General features: G+C 75.8%; 12 protein-coding genes. 5 read left to right on the forward strand and 7 right to left on the reverse strand.

Features of this window, described 5'->3' with window-relative positions:
- Positions 1-49 precede the first annotated feature (49 nt).
- Positions 50-1,216 (forward strand): exonuclease SbcCD subunit D, encoded by a 1,167-nt coding sequence (locus OIM89_RS27545; protein ID WP_264491695.1) that lies wholly within the window; start codon positions 50-52, stop codon positions 1,214-1,216.
- On the forward strand, positions 1,213-4,215 hold the full coding sequence (locus OIM89_RS27550; RefSeq protein WP_264491696.1) for an AAA family ATPase: 3,003 nt from the start codon (positions 1,213-1,215) through the stop codon (positions 4,213-4,215). The genes OIM89_RS27545 and OIM89_RS27550 overlap by 4 nt, the downstream gene beginning before the upstream one ends.
- A 4-nt stretch (positions 4,216-4,219) precedes the next feature.
- Here the strand turns inward: OIM89_RS27550 and OIM89_RS27555 are convergent, their stop codons facing one another.
- Entirely contained in the window at positions 4,220-4,666 is a 447-nt protein-coding gene (locus tag OIM89_RS27555; protein ID WP_030695240.1) for an Lrp/AsnC family transcriptional regulator, read from the reverse strand.
- A 94-nt stretch (positions 4,667-4,760) separates the two neighbouring features.
- Here OIM89_RS27555 and OIM89_RS27560 point away from each other — a divergent pair, with 94 nt between their 5' ends.
- Both OIM89_RS27560 and OIM89_RS27565 read left to right on the forward strand, forming a co-directional pair.
- A complete protein-coding gene (locus OIM89_RS27560) occupies positions 4,761-5,288 on the forward strand; it encodes a rhodanese-like domain-containing protein (RefSeq protein ID WP_030695241.1) in 528 nt (175 codons plus the stop codon).
- Positions 5,289-5,366: 78 nt separating this feature from the next.
- The gene (locus tag OIM89_RS27565) at positions 5,367-6,212 is read left to right on the forward strand and encodes an SDR family oxidoreductase (protein ID WP_264491697.1); all 846 of its coding nucleotides are present in this window, start codon (positions 5,367-5,369) and stop codon (positions 6,210-6,212) included.
- Between the two features lie 51 nt (positions 6,213-6,263).
- Here the strand turns inward: OIM89_RS27565 and OIM89_RS27570 are convergent, their stop codons facing one another.
- A complete protein-coding gene (locus tag OIM89_RS27570; RefSeq protein ID WP_264491698.1) occupies positions 6,264-7,952 on the reverse strand; it encodes a DUF885 domain-containing protein in 1,689 nt (562 codons plus the stop codon).
- A 36-nt stretch (positions 7,953-7,988) separates the two neighbouring features.
- Positions 7,989-8,480, reverse strand: a complete 492-nt coding sequence (locus tag OIM89_RS27575; RefSeq protein WP_030695244.1) for an Lrp/AsnC family transcriptional regulator — start codon at positions 8,478-8,480, stop codon at positions 7,989-7,991.
- 59 nt (positions 8,481-8,539) lie between these two features.
- On the opposite strand from OIM89_RS27575, the gene OIM89_RS27580 reads away from it, so the two are divergent.
- Entirely contained in the window at positions 8,540-9,796 is a 1,257-nt protein-coding gene (locus OIM89_RS27580; RefSeq protein WP_030695245.1) for a trans-sulfuration enzyme family protein, read from the forward strand.
- Here the strand turns inward: OIM89_RS27580 and OIM89_RS27585 are convergent.
- The 4 genes from OIM89_RS27585 to OIM89_RS27600 all read right to left on the reverse strand — a co-directional run bounded on the left by OIM89_RS27585 (position 9,732) and on the right by OIM89_RS27600 (position 14,643).
- The gene (locus OIM89_RS27585) at positions 9,732-11,234 is read right to left on the reverse strand and encodes a GNAT family N-acetyltransferase (protein ID WP_030695246.1); all 1,503 of its coding nucleotides are present in this window, start codon (positions 11,232-11,234) and stop codon (positions 9,732-9,734) included. The genes OIM89_RS27580 and OIM89_RS27585 overlap by 65 nt on opposite strands.
- 115 nt (positions 11,235-11,349) lie before the next feature.
- Complete coding sequence (locus tag OIM89_RS27590; protein WP_030695247.1) at positions 11,350-12,954, reverse strand: alkaline phosphatase D family protein; 1,605 nt, start codon at positions 12,952-12,954, stop codon at positions 11,350-11,352.
- A gap of 213 nt (positions 12,955-13,167) precedes the next feature.
- Entirely contained in the window at positions 13,168-13,701 is a 534-nt protein-coding gene (locus OIM89_RS27595; RefSeq protein ID WP_151170160.1) for a GNAT family N-acetyltransferase, read from the reverse strand.
- A 111-nt stretch (positions 13,702-13,812) separates the two neighbouring features.
- A complete protein-coding gene (locus OIM89_RS27600; protein WP_030695249.1) occupies positions 13,813-14,643 on the reverse strand; it encodes an alpha/beta fold hydrolase in 831 nt (276 codons plus the stop codon).
- Positions 14,644-14,657 lie beyond the last annotated feature (14 nt).

The raw sequence follows: 14,657 nt of genomic DNA on the forward strand, positions 1-14,657 counted from the left end.
ACGGGTCGGGAGGCAGGGTGCGGGTGGCCATGTGGGGCGGTGGGGTGTGGTGAGGATTCTGCACACCTCGGACTGGCATCTCGGGCGCTCCTTCCACCGGGTGAGCATGCTCGGCGCGCAGGCCGGCTTCATCAGCCACCTCGTCGAGACCGCCCGCGAGCGGGAGGCCGACGTGGTGGCGGTCGCGGGGGACGTCTACGACCGGGCGGTCCCGCCGCTCGCCGCCGTCGAACTCTTCGACTCCGCCCTCCACCAGCTCGCCGAGGCCGGCATCCCCACCGTAATGATCTCCGGCAACCACGACTCCGCCCGCCGCCTCGGTGTGGGCGCCGGGCTCATCGACCGCGCCGGCATCCACCTGCGGACCTCGCCCGCCGCCTGCGGCGAGCCCGTCGTCCTGGCCGACCGCCACGGCGACGTCGCCTTCTACGGACTGCCGTACCTCGAACCGGCCCTGGTCAAGGACGTGCTCGGGGTCGAGCGGGCCGGCCACGAGGCCGTGCTGCGCGCCGCCATGGACCAGGTCCGCGCCGACCTCGCCGGGCGCGCGCCGGGCACCCGTTCCGTCGTCCTCGCCCACGCCTTCGTGACCGGCGCCGCCGTCAGCGACAGCGAGCGGGACATCACCGTCGGCGGGGTCGCCGCCGTCCCCCTGGACGTCTTCGACGGCGTCGACTACGCCGCCCTCGGCCACCTCCACGGCTGCCAGACCCTCACCCCGCGCATCCGCTACGCCGGCTCCCCGCTGCCGTACTCCTTCTCCGAGGCGGACCACCGCAAGAGCATGTGGCTCGTCGACCTGGACGCCGAAGGAGAGGTGAGCGCCGCGCGGCTGGACTGCCCTGTGCCGCGCCCGCTCGCCCGGCTGCGGGGCACCCTGGAGGAACTGCTCGCCGACGAGAGCCTCGCCGGGCACGCGGACGCCTGGGTGGAGGTGACGCTCACCGACGCCGTGCGGCCCGCCGACCCGATGGCCCGCCTCCAGGAGCGGTTCCCGCACACCCTCAGCCTCGTCTTCGCCCCCGACCGGAGCGAGGAGGAGGCTCTCGATTCGTACGCCCGGCGGCTGAGCGGCCGCGACGACCGGCAGATCGCCGAGGACTTCGTCGGCCACGTACGCGGCGGCGTCGGCCCCGACACCGCCGAACGCGCCCTGCTGCGCGAGGCCCTGGACGCCGTCCGCACCGCCGACCACCTGGGTGAGGTCCACCGATGAGGCTGCACCGGCTGGGCATCACCGCCTTCGGCCCCTTCGGCGGCGCCCACGAGATCGACTTCGACGCGCTCAGCGCCGCCGGGCTCTTCCTCCTCCACGGCCCGACCGGCGCCGGCAAGACCTCCGTCCTGGACGCCGTCTGCTACGCCCTCTACGGCTCCCTGCCCGGCGAGCGCGCCACCGGGGCCCAGGGCACCGGGCTGCGCAGCGACCACGCCGCGCCCCACGCCCGCGCCGAGGTCGTCCTCGACCTCACCGTCGCCGGACGCCGCCTGGAGGTCACCCGGCAGCCGGCCTGGGAGCGCCCCAAGAAGCGCGCCGCCGGCACCACGGTCGACAAGGCACAGACCTGGCTGCGCGAGTACGACCCCGCGACCGGCACCTGGCGCGACCTCAGCCGCTCCCACCAGGAGACCGGCGAGGAGATCACCCAGCTGCTCGGCATGAGCAAGGAGCAGTTCTGCCAGGTCGTCCTGTTGCCGCAGGGGGACTTCGCCCGGTTCCTGCGCGCCGACGCCGAGGCCCGGGGGCGGCTGCTGGGCCGGCTCTTCGACACCCGCCGGTTCGCCGCCGTCGAACAGCACCTCGCCGAGCTGCGCCGGGCCGCCGCCGACCGCGTCCAGGAGGGCGACCGGGTGCTGCTCGCCGCCCTCCAGCGGATGCGGCAGGTCGCGGGGGAGGCCACCGGCGTACCCGTCCCCGAGGCGGAGCCGGGCGAGCCGGGCCTTGCCGCCGAGGTGCTCGGCTGGGCCGCCACCGCCCGCTCCACCCTGCGCGAACGCCGGACCGTCGCCCGCCTCGCCCTCACCGCCGCCGAGCAGGAACAGGCCGCCGCCCGCCGCGCCCTGGACGAGGCCCGCGAACTCCACCGCCTCCAGCAGCGCGCCGGACAACTGCGCGCGCGCCGCGAGCGGCTGGCCGCCACCGCCGACGCCCACGAGGAACGACTCACCCGCCTCGCCCGCGCCCGCAAGGCCGCCGCCGTGCAGGGAGCGCTCGACCTCAGGAACGCCGCCGAACAGGCCCACGCCCGGGCCCGCCGCGCCGAGGAGGTGGCCCGTGCCGCGCTCCCGGCCGAACACGCCGCCCCCGCCACCCGGCTGGCCGCGCTCGCCCGCACCGCCGTCGAGGAGCTGGGCGCGCTCGCCTCCGCCCGCCGGGCCGAGCGGCGCCACGCCGAGCTGACCGGGGAACTGGCCCGCGTCGACCGCGAGGAGCAGGCCGACGAGACGCTGCTGGCCGAGACCGCCGACTGGCTGGAGCGCTGGGACACCGCCCGCGTCGCGCTCCAGCGCGAGGAGACCGAGGCGCGCGACGCCGCCGCCCACGCCGACCGGCTCGCCGCCCTCCTCGGTCCCGCCCGCGAACGGCTCGCCGCCGCCCGCCGCCGGGACACCCTGGCCGCCGACGCCGACCGGGCCCGCGCCGCCGCGCTCACCGCCCGCGAGGAGGCGGCCGCCGCGCAACGGCACTGGCTGGAGCTGAAGGAGACCCGGCTCGCCCACATCGCCGCCGAACTCGCCGACCGCCTCACCGACGGCGAGCCCTGCGAGGTCTGCGGCGCCACCGTCCACCCGCGCCCGGCCACCCGCGCCGCCGGCCATGTCGACCAGCGGGCCGAGGACGCGGCGCACGCCGCCTACCGCCGGAGCGACGCCGGACGGGCCGAGGCCGAACGCGCCCTGGGCGTCGTACGGGAGGAGCTGGCCGCCGCGACGGCCGCCGCCACCACCGCCGAGGTCGCCGGGCTGGCGGCCGAGGCGAGGCAGCTCGCCGAGGAGTACGAGCGGGCGAGGGCGGCCGCCGAAGGGCTGCACGCCGTCCGGCACCGGCTCGACGCCGCCGGGCGGGAGCACGAGCGCCGCCTCGCCGAGCGCCACGCGGCCGAGCGCCGGGCCGCCGCCCGCGCCACCCTCCGCGACAGCCTGGTACGGGAACAGGGCGTCCTGGAAGAGGAGTTGGCGCAGGCCCGTGGTGGCGCCGCCGGAGTGGCCGAACGCGCCCGCCAGTTGGAGGAGCGGGCCGCGCTGCTCACCGAGGCCGCCGAGGCGTCCCGCGCCGCCGAGGAGAGCGCCGGCCGGCTCAAGGAGGCCGACGCGCACCTCGCCGACGCCGCCTACCGGGCCGGGTTCGACACCCCGGAGCAGGCGGCCGCCGCCGTCCTGGACGACGCGGGCCACCGCGAACTCCAGCACGCCGTCGACGCCCGCCGGCTGGAGGAGGCCGAAGTCCGGTCCGCGCTCGCGGAGGCGGCCACCGCCGAGGCCGCCGCGCTGCCGCCCGCCGACCCGGACGCGGCCACCGACCGGGCCCGCCGCGCCGACCTGCGCCTGCGTGCCGCCGCCGCCACCGACGAGGCGGCCGCCCGCGACACCGCCGCGCTCGACACGCTCTCCCGGCAGGCCACCGCCGAGGCCCGGCGCCTGGGACCGCTGCGCGCACAGTACGAGCGGGTGGCCCGTCTGGCGCAGCTGGCCGCCGGGACCTCCACCGAGAACGAACGCCGGATGCGGCTGGAGTCGTACGTGCTGGCCGCCCGGCTCGAACAGGTGGCGGCGGCCGCGACCGTGCGGCTGCACCGCATGTCCGGCGGCCGCTACACCCTGGTGCACACCGCCGACCGCTCCGGACGCGGCCGTTCCGGGCTCGGGCTGCGCGTCGTGGACGCCTGGACCGGCCGCGAGCGGGACACCGCCACGCTCTCCGGCGGCGAGACCTTCTTCGCCTCCCTCGCCCTCGCCCTCGGCCTCGCCGACGTGGTCACCGACGAGGCGGGCGGGGTGCGGCTGGACACCCTCTTCATCGACGAGGGCTTCGGCAGCCTCGACGACCAGACCCTCGACGACGTCCTCGACGTCCTGGACACGCTGCGCGAGCGGGACCGCAGCGTCGGCATCGTCAGCCACGTCGCCGACCTGCGCCGCCGCGTCCACGCCCAACTGGAGGTGGTGAAGGGCCGGGACGGCTCGCGGCTGCGGGTCCACGGCACCGGCGGCTGACGGGTCAGGGGCCGATCGCCCGCCGGGCCAGCGGCGAGGAGTAGACGATGCTGGTCGTCACCGAACCGAGTCCGGAGATCCGGCCCGTCACCTCCTCCAGGTGGCGCATCGAACGGGCCGCGACCTTGAGCAGGAAGCAGTCGTCCCCGGTCACGTGGTGCGCCTCCAGGATCTGCGGGGTGGCCGCCACCAGGTCGTGGAAGGGCTTGTAGTTGCCGTTCGGGTAGCGCAGCCGGACGAAGGCGAGGATGGCGTACCCGAGCCGCTCCGGATCGACCACGGCCGTGTAGCCGCGCACGATCCCCGCCTCCTCCAGCCGCCGCACCCGCTCGGTCACCGCGCTCGCCGACATCGACACGGCCCGCGCCAGCTCGGCGAAACTCGCCCGCCCGTCCCGCTGGAGGGCCTCCAGGATGCGCCAGTCGGTGGCGTCCGGGGAAAACTCGGTCATGGCGCATCCTTAGCAGCGGCATCCCCGGCGGATCAACCGGATTGCCGGGGATCACTCCTTCAGGGAGCGGCCGCCCGAATCTAGATTCGACTTCATGAACCAGCAGCTCAGCCCCGCCCCACAGCCCACCTCGCCCGCACCGGCCGCCACCGGGGACTCCCTCTCCGCCGTCCTCGCCGTGCCGCCCGCCCCGCCCGCCGAGGCGGCGGCCCTCCTGCGCGCCGCCCTCGCCCGCCACACCGACGTCTCCGACGTCGCCGCCGACCTCGCCACCGGCGCCCCCGGCTTCACCCTGGTCGACTCCCGCTCCACCGCCGCCTGGGACCAGGGCCACGTCCCCGGCGCCGTCCACCTGCCCACCGCCTCCGTCCCCGCCCTCGCCGGCCGACTCCTCGACCCGGCCCGCCCCGTCGTCACCTACTGCTGGGGCCCCGGCTGCGACGGCGCCACCCGCGCCGCCCTCGCCCTGGCCGAACAGGGCTTCCGCGTCAAGGAGATGCTCGGCGGCTTCGAGTACTGGGTCCGCGAGGGATTCCCCTACGACACCGCCGACGGCCCGCGCACCACCGCCCCCGACCCGCTGACCGCACCCCTCCGCGCGGCGGACGACTGCGGCTGCTGAGGCGCCCCGAAGCCCCTGGGCACCCCGGGCCCGGAAATTCACGTGGACCCAGGGTGGTCCGCCCGCGACCATGGCGGCATGGCTGAACTTCCCGTACCCGTCCCCGCCGGCCTCGCCCGCGACCCGCTGCCGCTGCGCGGCCGCACCGCGCTCGTCACCGGTGCCAGCCGGCGGAGCGGCATCGGCCATGCCGTCGCGCGCAGGCTGGCCGCGTACGGCGCCAGCGTCCACCTCCACCACCACGTCCCGCACGACGCCGCCCAGCCCTGGGGCGCCGACGACCCCGCAGACGTCGCCGCATCCGTACGCGAAGCCCTGGCCGCGCCCGGCGCCCGGGTCACCCACGGGCCCGCCGACCTCGCTGGCCTCGAAGCCCCGGCCCAGCTCCTCGCCGACGCCGTGGAAGCCCTCGGCGGGCGGCTCGACATCCTTGTCGCCAACCACGCCCGCAGCGGTGACGACGGCCCGCTCGACGCGATCGACGCCCGCGCCCTCGACGCCCACTGGGCGGTCGACACCCGCTCGGTGATCCTGCTGATCCAGGCGTACGCCCGGCACCGTGCCGCGCTCGTCGGCGACGTCCCGCCCGGCCGCGTCCTGATGATGACCTCAGGCCAGGACCACGGCGGCGGCATGCCCGAGGAGATCGCCTACAGCCTCCAGAAGGGCGCCCTGGCCTCCGCCACCCGCTCCCTCGCCACCACGCTCGCCCCGCTCGGCGTCACCGTCAACACGGTCAACCCCGGCCCGGTTGACACCGGTTACCTCACCGGCGAGGCGTACGACCACATCGCCGGGCTCTTCCCCGCCGGACGGTGGGGCATGCCCGACGACCCGGCCCGGCTGCTCTCCTGGCTCGCCACCGACGAGGCGGGGTGGATCACCGGCCAGGTCATCGACTCCGAGGGCGGCTTCCGGCGCTGACCGGGGCCGGCGCGCCCCGGGGCCGGGCGCGAGCGCCCGGCCCCGTACGCGTCAGAGCTTCGACAACTCGTCCACCAGGTCGTCCAGGCCCAGCGACCCCAGCGACAGCGCCGCCATGTGCCACGCCTTGGCGTCGAAGGCCTCGCCGTGGGCCTCGCGGGCGTTGGCCCGGCCCAGCAGCCAGGCGCGCTCGCCCAGCTTGTAGCCGATCGCCTGGCCGGGCATGGAGAGGTAGCGGGTCAGCTCGCTCTCCACGAACTCCGCCGGGCGGCCGCTGTGCATGCCGAAGAACTCCTGGGCCAGCTCCGGCGTCCACCGCTCGCCCGGGTGGAACGGCGAGTCGTCCGGAATGGACAGCTCCAGGTGCATGCCGATGTCGACGATGACCCGCGCGGCCCGCATCATCTGCGCGTCCAGGTACCCGAGCCGCCGCTCCGCGTCGGTGAGGAAGCCCAGCTCGTCCATGAGCCGCTCCGCGTAGAGCGCCCAGCCCTCGCAGTTGGCGCTGACCATGCCGACCGTCGCCTGGTAGCGGGAGAGGCTCTCCGCCACGTGCGTCCACTGCGCCAGCTGGAGGTGGTGGCCCGGGACACCCTCGTGGTACCAGGTCGACACCAGGTCGTAGACCGGGAAGCGGGTCTCGCCCATGGTCGGCAGCCAGGTCCGGCCCGGCCGCGAGAAGTCCTCGGAGGGGGCGGTGTAGTACGGCGCGGCGGCCCCGCCGGGCGGGGCGATCCGCGACTCGACCCGGCGCACCCGCTCCGCCAGCTCGAAGTGGGTCCCGTCCAGCGCCTCGATCGCCTCGTCCATCACGCTCTGGAGCCAGTCGCGGACCTCGTCCACGCCCTCGATGTGCGCCCCGTGCTCGTCCAGGTGCTTCAGCGCCTCCCAGGGCGTCGCCGCGCCCGGCAGCACCTTCTCCGCCTCGGCGCGCATCTCACCGAGCAGCCGGTGGTACTCCGACCAGCCGTACGCGTACGCCTCGTCCAGATCCAGGTCGGTGCCGTTGAAGTAGCGGGACCAGCGCTGGTAGCGCTCCCGGCCCACCGTGTCGGGCTGCCCCTCGACGGCCGGCGCGTACACGTCGCGCATCCAGTCCCGCAGCGCCGCCACGGCCGCGCTCGCCCCGGCCGCCGCCGCGTCCAGCTCGGCGCGGAGCGCCTCGGGGCCGTCCGCCGCGAAGGTCTCGAACCAGCCCGGCCGGCCCTCCTCGCCCGCCCACTCGGTGAGCTGACCGACGAAGGTGGCCGTCGGCCGCGGGCCGCCGTACAGCTTGCGCTCCAGGCCCAGTTCCAGGGACTGCCGGTACCCCTCCAGCGTCGCGGGCACGGCGCGCAGCCGCTCCGCCACGGCGGCCCACTCCTCCTCGGTGCCGGTCGGGGTGACCGTGAAGACCTCGCGGACCGAGTGCGCGGGGGAGTGGATGTTGCTGACCGCCCGCAGGTCCTCGTCGGCCTCGTGGACGGCCAGCTCGGCGGTGAGCCGCTCGCGCAGCAGCCGCGCGCACCGCCGCTCCTCCTCGCTGTCCCCGCCGGGGCGTCGCTCCGCCTCGTCCAGCGCGGCCAGCGTCGCGGTCGCCAGGTCGGCCGCGGCCTGCCGTCCGGCAGGGGAGAAGTCGGGCAGCTTCCCGGAGCTCTCCGCCACTCCGAGGTACGTACCGGTGATCGGGTCGAGGGCGATGAGGTCGTCGACGTAGGCGTCGGCGACCTGACGGGGCAACGGGTTCTTCAACTCTGACATGGGGCCCATCCTCGTACGGCCGGGCCCCCGGCGTCACTACCTTCCCGTCCCGGCCGTCCCGGGCGGCAGCATCGGCCCGCACTCCCACTGCTGGAAGATCAGCCGCGTCTCCACCCGCGCCACCTCCCGCCGCGAGGTGAACTCGTCCAGCACCAGCCGCTGGAGATCGGTCATGTCCGCCACCGCGACGTGGACCAGGTAGTCGTCCGGGCCCGTCAGATGGAAGACCGCCCGCGACTCCGGCAGTGCCCGGATGCGGTCCACGAACGGCCCGACCAGCTCCCGCCGGTGCGGCCGCACCTGCACCGACAGCAGCGCCTGGAGCCCGCGCCCCAGCTTCGCCGGGTCCAGCTCCAGCCGGTGCCCGAGGATCACCCCGGACCGGCGCAGCCGCGCCACCCGGTCCAGACAGGTGGAGGCGGCCACCCCGGTCGCCTCGGCCAGCTCGCGGTAGGTCGCCCGGGCGTCGTTCTGCAACAGCCGCAGAATCCGCAGATCCACCGTGTCCAGTACGACAGAATCGGTCATCCGGCGAACGTAGCACGGGGCTTGGCCGCCACCGCCGGACGGCCCCGCACCCTCGGCCCATGACCAACGACGCCGCGCACACCCCCGCCACGCCGCCGCCCGCACCCCGGGCCCTGGCCACGGAAGCCGTCCACGCGGGCCGCGACGACCTCGCCGCCCTCGGCCTGCACGCGCCGCCGCTCGACCTCTCCACCACCTACCCCTCCCACGACAGCCGTGCCGAGGCCGCCCGGCTCGACGCCTTCGCCGCCACCGGCGCCGAGCTGGAGGGCCCGCCCGTCTACGCCCGCCTCGGCAACCCCACCGTCGGCCGCTTCGAGACCGCCCTCGCCCGGCTGGAGGGGACCGAGGCCGCCGTCGCCTTCGCCAGCGGCATGGCCGCCCTCACCGCCGTCCTGCTGGCCCGTGCCTCCCTCGGCCTGCGCCACGTCGTCGCGGTGCGCCCGCTGTACGGGTGCAGCGACCACCTGCTGAACACCGGGCTGCTCGGCACCGAGGTCACCTGGGTCGACCCGGCCGGCATCGCCGACGCCATCCGCCCGGACACCGGCCTGGTCCTCGTCGAGACCCCCGCCAACCCCACCCTCGCCGAGATCGACCTGCGCGCCGTCGCCCACGCCTGCGGCACCGTGCCGCTGCTGGCCGACAACACCTTCGCCACCCCCGTCCTCCAGCGGCCCGCCGGCTTGGGCGCCCGCATCGTGCTGCACAGCGCCACCAAGTACCTCGGCGGCCACGGCGACGTGCTCGGCGGCGTCGTCGCCTGCGACGAGGAGTTCGCCCGCACCCTGCGCCAGGTCCGCTTCACCACCGGCGGCGTCCTGCACCCGCTCGCCGGCTACCTGCTGCTGCGGGGTCTCGCCACCCTGCCGGTCCGGATGCGCGCCGCCTCCGCCACCGCCGCCACCCTGGTCGAACGGCTCCGCGCCGACCCGCGCGTCACCCGCGTCCACTACCCGGCCGTCGGCGGCGCCATGATCGCCTTCGAGACCGCGGGCGACCCGCACCAGGTCGTCGCCGGCGTCCGGCTGATCACCCCGGCCGTCAGCCTCGGCAGCGTCGACACCCTCATCCAGCACCCCGCCTCCATCAGCCACCGCGTGGTCGACGCCCACGACCGCCACGCCCACGGCGTCAGCGACCGGCTGCTGCGCCTCTCGGTCGGCCTGGAGGACGCCGACGACCTCTGGAACGACCTCGACTCCGCCCTCGGCACGGAGGCCGGGAACGGAGCCGGGGAGGGCGAGCCGGTCAGCGCCCGGGACGGGCACTCCCGGGACGCAGGTCGTACGCGGGCCGGGAGCACACCGGAGTGACGTCCAGGCGGGCGGTGATCACCAGGGTGCCCTCCTCGATCTGGTAGTCGAGGGGGAGGCCCAGGCCGCGCATGGCGGCGACCATCGCGGTGTTCGACGCCTGCGTCACGGCGTAGACGCTCTCACCGCCCGCCTCCACGGCCATCGCGACCAGCCGGCCGAGGAGTTCGCCGCCGATGCCCCGGCGCTGCCAGGCGTCCTCCACCAGCAGCGCGATCTCCGTCTCGTCGCCGTCCCACAGCAGGTGCCCGAGGGCCACGATCCGGCCCTCGGTGTCCCGCGCGGCCAGCGTCCGGCCGAACCGAGGGCTCAGCAGGTGGTCCAGGTAGCGGTCGGCGTCGCGGACCGGGCCGTGGTAGCGCTTGGCCAGCGTCTCGGGCGAGCAGCGCTCGTGCAGGGCGCGGGCCTCGGCCAGGTCCTCGGCGTCGGCGCGCTGCACCGTCACCTCCTCGCCCCGGTCCAGCGTCATCACGTGCCGGGTCCGCGGCAGCCGCGTGCCCAGCCGGCTGTCCAGCTCCACCAGCGCCCGCGCCCGTGCGAACTCGGTCGGCGTGAACGCCAGATGAGGCCGCTCGACGGTGACCACCCCGTCCCCCGGGGCACGCAGCCGCAGCACCGTGCCGTCGAGTACGCCCTCCACCGGCACCGCCTGCCCGTCCGCCTCCGCCCGGGCCGCCGGCACCGACCGGATCGTGCAGCGGCCCAGCAACTGGCGCAGGGCCAGCGGCAGTTCGGCCGGGTCCAGCGCGGTGCGGGTGGCGAGGCCCAGGACCCGCGTCGGGGCGTCGACCAGGTCGTGGGTGTCGGCCCGCTCGACCCACGTGGAGCTGCCGCCCGCCCCGGCGACCGTACGGGTCAGCGTGGCGGCGGCCAGACCCTCGGGCGCCCGCAGCAGGAACTCGTCGACGGTGCCCTCGGCCAGCGGATGCGTCTGGAGGCTCAGGATGTCGACCTTCCGCTGGGCCAGGGCTCCGCACAGCTGCGCCAGCGAGCCCGGCTCGTCCCGCACGGTGGTCCGCATCCGCCACAGCGTCGTCGCGCCCGGCGCCCCCTCGGGGGCGGCGTCCAGGTCCCCGGCGGTGCCCGCTGCGGGCCCGGTATCCGCCGGGGGCGGGGCGTGCGGATGGCGCCGTGCCCACCAGCAGTGCACCGCCGCCGTGACGAGCAGGGCCACCGCCGAGGCGAGCAGCATCACCGGACCCCGGGGGCCGTTCACCACGGTCTTGGCGATGGCGTCCGCCACCGCGACGGCTGTGAAGAGGCCGGCCAGCTCCACCAGGTCCCGCCGCCAGTGGTGGGTCCCGGGCGCCGGGGCGCGGCGGCCGGAGCGCCTGGCCCAGCGGGAGCGGCCCCGCGCCGCGCTCCCGGCGGCCGCCGCGGGGGCCGCCCCGGCTCCCGTCCCCGTCTCGGCCGCGGGTGTCGTGTCAGTCGTCTCCATCGTCATGCCTCCACTGTGGAGGAGCGGTGTTGCCTGATCACGAACGTGTTGTGACCGACTGGTTAAGCGCGCTTAGGTCCCTTTCGCCGGGACTGCGCCCACCGCCCGCGCCCGCTCACTGGCCGACCAGCCCCGGCTGGAGCGTCTTGCGGAACAGCGTCCGGCCGCCCTCCGCGCGCAGCCGCACGGTCAGCTCCCCGCTCCCGGCGTCGATGTCGACCGCGCCGAAGTACTGCGGGGACTCGGCGGGGGAGACGTTGGCCCGGTCGGGCGCCTGGACGAAGACCTGCTCGGGCCCGAACGTCCCGTCCAGCCCGACCGCCGGGAAGCCGCCGGCCGCCAGCGGGCCCGTGACGAACTCCCAGAACGGCGCGAAGTCCCCGAAGGCGGCCCGCTCGGGCCGGTAGTGCTGGGCCGAGGTGTAGTGCACGTCGGCGGTGAGCCAGAGGGTGCCGGTGATCCGCCGGTCCTTGATGTGCCGCAGCAGCTCCGCGATCTGGAGTTCCCGGCCCAGCGGCGCCCCCGGGTCGCCCTGCGCCACCGCCTCCACGTGTTTGTCGGCGTCGAGGACGACCAGGCCGAGCGGCATGTCCGAGGCGATCACCTTCCAGACCGCGCGTGAGCGGGACAGCTCCCGCTTGAGCCAGGCCAGCTGCTCGGCACCGAGGATGCCCACCGCGTCGTCGGCCTCCCGGCCGGGCGAGTTGGGCCGCCGGTGGCTTCGCATGTCGAGCACGAAGACGTCGAGCAGGGGGCCGTGCCGCAGGACCCGGTAGACCCGGCCCGCCCGGTCGGCGGTGCGGGCGGGCAGCGTGGAGACGGGGAAGTACTCGCCGAAGGCCCTCAGCGCCCGGGCGGCCAGTACGTCGGCGCGCTTCTCGGTGTAGCGGTCGTCGTCCAGGAGCTGGCCCGGGTACCAGTTGTTGTGCACCTCGTGGTCGTCCCACTGCACGATCCACGGCACCCGCGCGTTGAACCGCCGCAGCGGCGCGTCCAGCAGGTTGTAGCGGAAGTTGCCCCGGAACTCGTCCAGCGTCTCGGCGACCTTCGCCTTCTCCTCGGTGGTGATGTTCCGCCAGATCCGGCCGTCCGCCAGGGTCACTTGCGGCTCGATCGGGTTGTCGGCGTAGATGGTGTCCCCGCTGCACAGGAAGAAGTCCGGGTCCAGCGCCGCCATCTCGTCGAAGACCCGGTAGCCGCCCCGCTCCGGGTTGATGCCCCAGCCCTGTCCCGCGATGTCCCCGGACCAGGTGAACCGCACGTCGCGGCGGCGGGGCGAGGCGGTACGGAAGGTGCCGGCGACGGGTTCGCCGCCGCGCCGCGGGTCGTCGGGGTCGGCGAGCAGGACCCGGTAGTGGATCTGCTGGCCGGAGGGGAGTCCGCGCAGCCGGGTGGTGCCGGTGAAGTCGGTGCCCGGCCCGAGCAACGGCCCCTGGAAGCGCCGGGGGTGGCGGAACGACTCGGTGGCTGAGGTCTCGACCACCATGCGGGCCGGCCGGTCGGACCGCACCCAGACCAGACCCCCGTCCGCCCCCACGTCACCGGCCTGCACACCCCAGCGGGCGGCTGGACGCCCCGACCGGGCGAAGGCCGGGGCCGCGCCGGCCGCGGGCAGCGCGAGGGCTGCGGTCGCCGCCAGCGACCCGGTGAGCAGCCGCCGCCGGTCTACTCGGGCGGAGCCCGCCGCGCCGGCGGAGTGGTGGTCGGGGGCGGGGCTCATGGGGCCTCCTGCTCGTCGGTACCGGGGCGAGGTGTCCGGGCGCCACTCTGCTGCCGTACGGGGTGGGACGAGCGGCGCCGACGCGAACCCCCAGTGAACATCCGCCGTTCGGCGGGGGCTGCCCCCAGGACCGAAGGGGCTGGATCTGACCCCTCGACCGACGCCGGGATCGCCCGCACCCCGGCCGACCGCCACCGCGACGCCGCCGAGCGCCTACGCGCCGTCGTCGGCAGGGCGGACGTCGCTCGGTCCGGCTGTGGTGCTGAACGAGATCCAGACGTCGGGTGCCAGGTCCGGCCGGTTCGGCACCGGCCTGCGCTCCTCGGTCCAGGCGTCGCCGGCGATCTCCGTGGCGACGCGCCGCCAGAACCGCACCGCCCCCGCGTTGGCATCCTGGAACGCGATCTCCCACGGCCCCGGATGCCGGGCCACGACGCCCCGAGCGGCCTGCGTCCCGGTCCCCGCCCGTCGTGCTCCGCGCACCACGAAGAAGCTGTTCATCACGCGCGTCGGACCGAGCAGACCGCGGACGAACGCGAACCCGACGGGCCGGTCACCGCGCGTCAGGAGATACGGTGCCCGATCGCGTCCGGAGAAGGCCAGGTGAAGCCATTCGTCCCGGAAGGAACCGTCAGGGTCGGGCAGGTCGCCCTCCAGCTCCGACATGTCGTGTCGGAACATCAGCCACAGGCGTTCGGCCGTGGGCTTGTCGGCAAGGTCTGCGAGGCGCAAGGAGACGTTCGGCACCGGACTCCGTGGTGAGGGTGGTCGACGTCAGCAAGGGGCAATCTGCCCCGACCAGGGCGGACGGGCCCGGGCGGGCCGGGATGACGCGCACCCCGGCCCGTCCCGGTGTCCTCAGCGGGTGGCGTCCAGGATGACGCGGGCGACCAGGGCCGGGTCGTCGTTCATCGGGACGTGTCCGCAGCCGGGGAGGCGGATCAGGCGGGCCTTGGGGATGACCTGCTTGGCCCGTACCCCCTGGCGGCGCAGGAGGATGCGGTCGCGGCTGCCCCAGGCGACGGTCACCGGGACGTCCGGGACATCGTGGGTGAAGAGGGCGTCGCGGCCGGCCGCCAGGGTCGGTTCGAAGCCGGTGCAGTCGCGCAGCGCCAGCGTCTCGGCGACCACGGCTGCCGCCGGGCGGCGTGCCGGGCGGGCGTAGATGGTGCTGGTGAGGGCGGCGCGCCCGGCGGCGGTGCGGGCCGCCCGCTCGACCACCGGGAGCGGCATGGCCAGGGCCGCCTGCCGCATCGCGCGCAGCGTGCCGAAGGCGTACCGGCGTTCGCCCTCGCTCCAGAAGCCGGCCGGCGAGAGGGCCGTGACCGTGCGCGCCAGTCCCTGGCGGCCCAGTTCCAGGGCGAGCAGGCCGCCCAGGGAGTTGCCCACCACGTGCGGGCGGTCCAGCCCCAGCGTCTCGCAGAGCTTGCCCAGGGTCCGGGCGACGGTCGGCAGGTCGTAGGGGACGCCGTCCGGCAGGGCGGGGGAGGCGCCGAAGCCGGGCAGGTCCACGGCGACGACGTCCCGTTCGGCGGCGAGGATGCCGGTGACCGGCTCCCACGCCTGGAGGTGGTGCCCTATGCCGTGCAGCAGGACCACCGGCTCGCCGGAGCCGTGGCGTTCGTGGACGGCGCTCACCTCGCGGGAACCGGCGGGGGTGTCGATGCGGAAGGAGGCGGTGGCGGTCATGCAGCTCCTCGACG

It is taken from the genome of Streptomyces sp. BI87, assembly GCF_025957665.1.
Classification (GTDB): Bacteria; Actinomycetota; Actinomycetes; order Streptomycetales; family Streptomycetaceae; genus Streptomyces; species Streptomyces albidoflavus.

Coding starts and splice junctions, on each gene's coding strand:
- OIM89_RS27550 (WP_264491696.1), top strand. CDS start 1,213: ATGAGGCTGCACCGGCTGGGCATCACCGCCTTCGGCCCCTTCGGCGGC.
- OIM89_RS27555 (WP_030695240.1), bottom strand. CDS start 4,666: ATGACCGAGTTTTCCCCGGACGCCACCGACTGGCGCATCCTGGAGGCC.
- OIM89_RS27560 (WP_030695241.1), top strand. CDS start 4,761: ATGAACCAGCAGCTCAGCCCCGCCCCACAGCCCACCTCGCCCGCACCG.
- OIM89_RS27565 (WP_264491697.1), top strand. CDS start 5,367: ATGGCTGAACTTCCCGTACCCGTCCCCGCCGGCCTCGCCCGCGACCCG.
- OIM89_RS27570 (WP_264491698.1), bottom strand. CDS start 7,952: ATGTCAGAGTTGAAGAACCCGTTGCCCCGTCAGGTCGCCGACGCCTAC.
- OIM89_RS27575 (WP_030695244.1), bottom strand. CDS start 8,480: ATGACCGATTCTGTCGTACTGGACACGGTGGATCTGCGGATTCTGCGG.
- OIM89_RS27580 (WP_030695245.1), top strand. CDS start 8,540: ATGACCAACGACGCCGCGCACACCCCCGCCACGCCGCCGCCCGCACCC.
- OIM89_RS27585 (WP_030695246.1), bottom strand. CDS start 11,234: ATGGAGACGACTGACACGACACCCGCGGCCGAGACGGGGACGGGAGCC.
- OIM89_RS27590 (WP_030695247.1), bottom strand. CDS start 12,954: ATGAGCCCCGCCCCCGACCACCACTCCGCCGGCGCGGCGGGCTCCGCC.
- OIM89_RS27600 (WP_030695249.1), bottom strand. CDS start 14,643: ATGACCGCCACCGCCTCCTTCCGCATCGACACCCCCGCCGGTTCCCGC.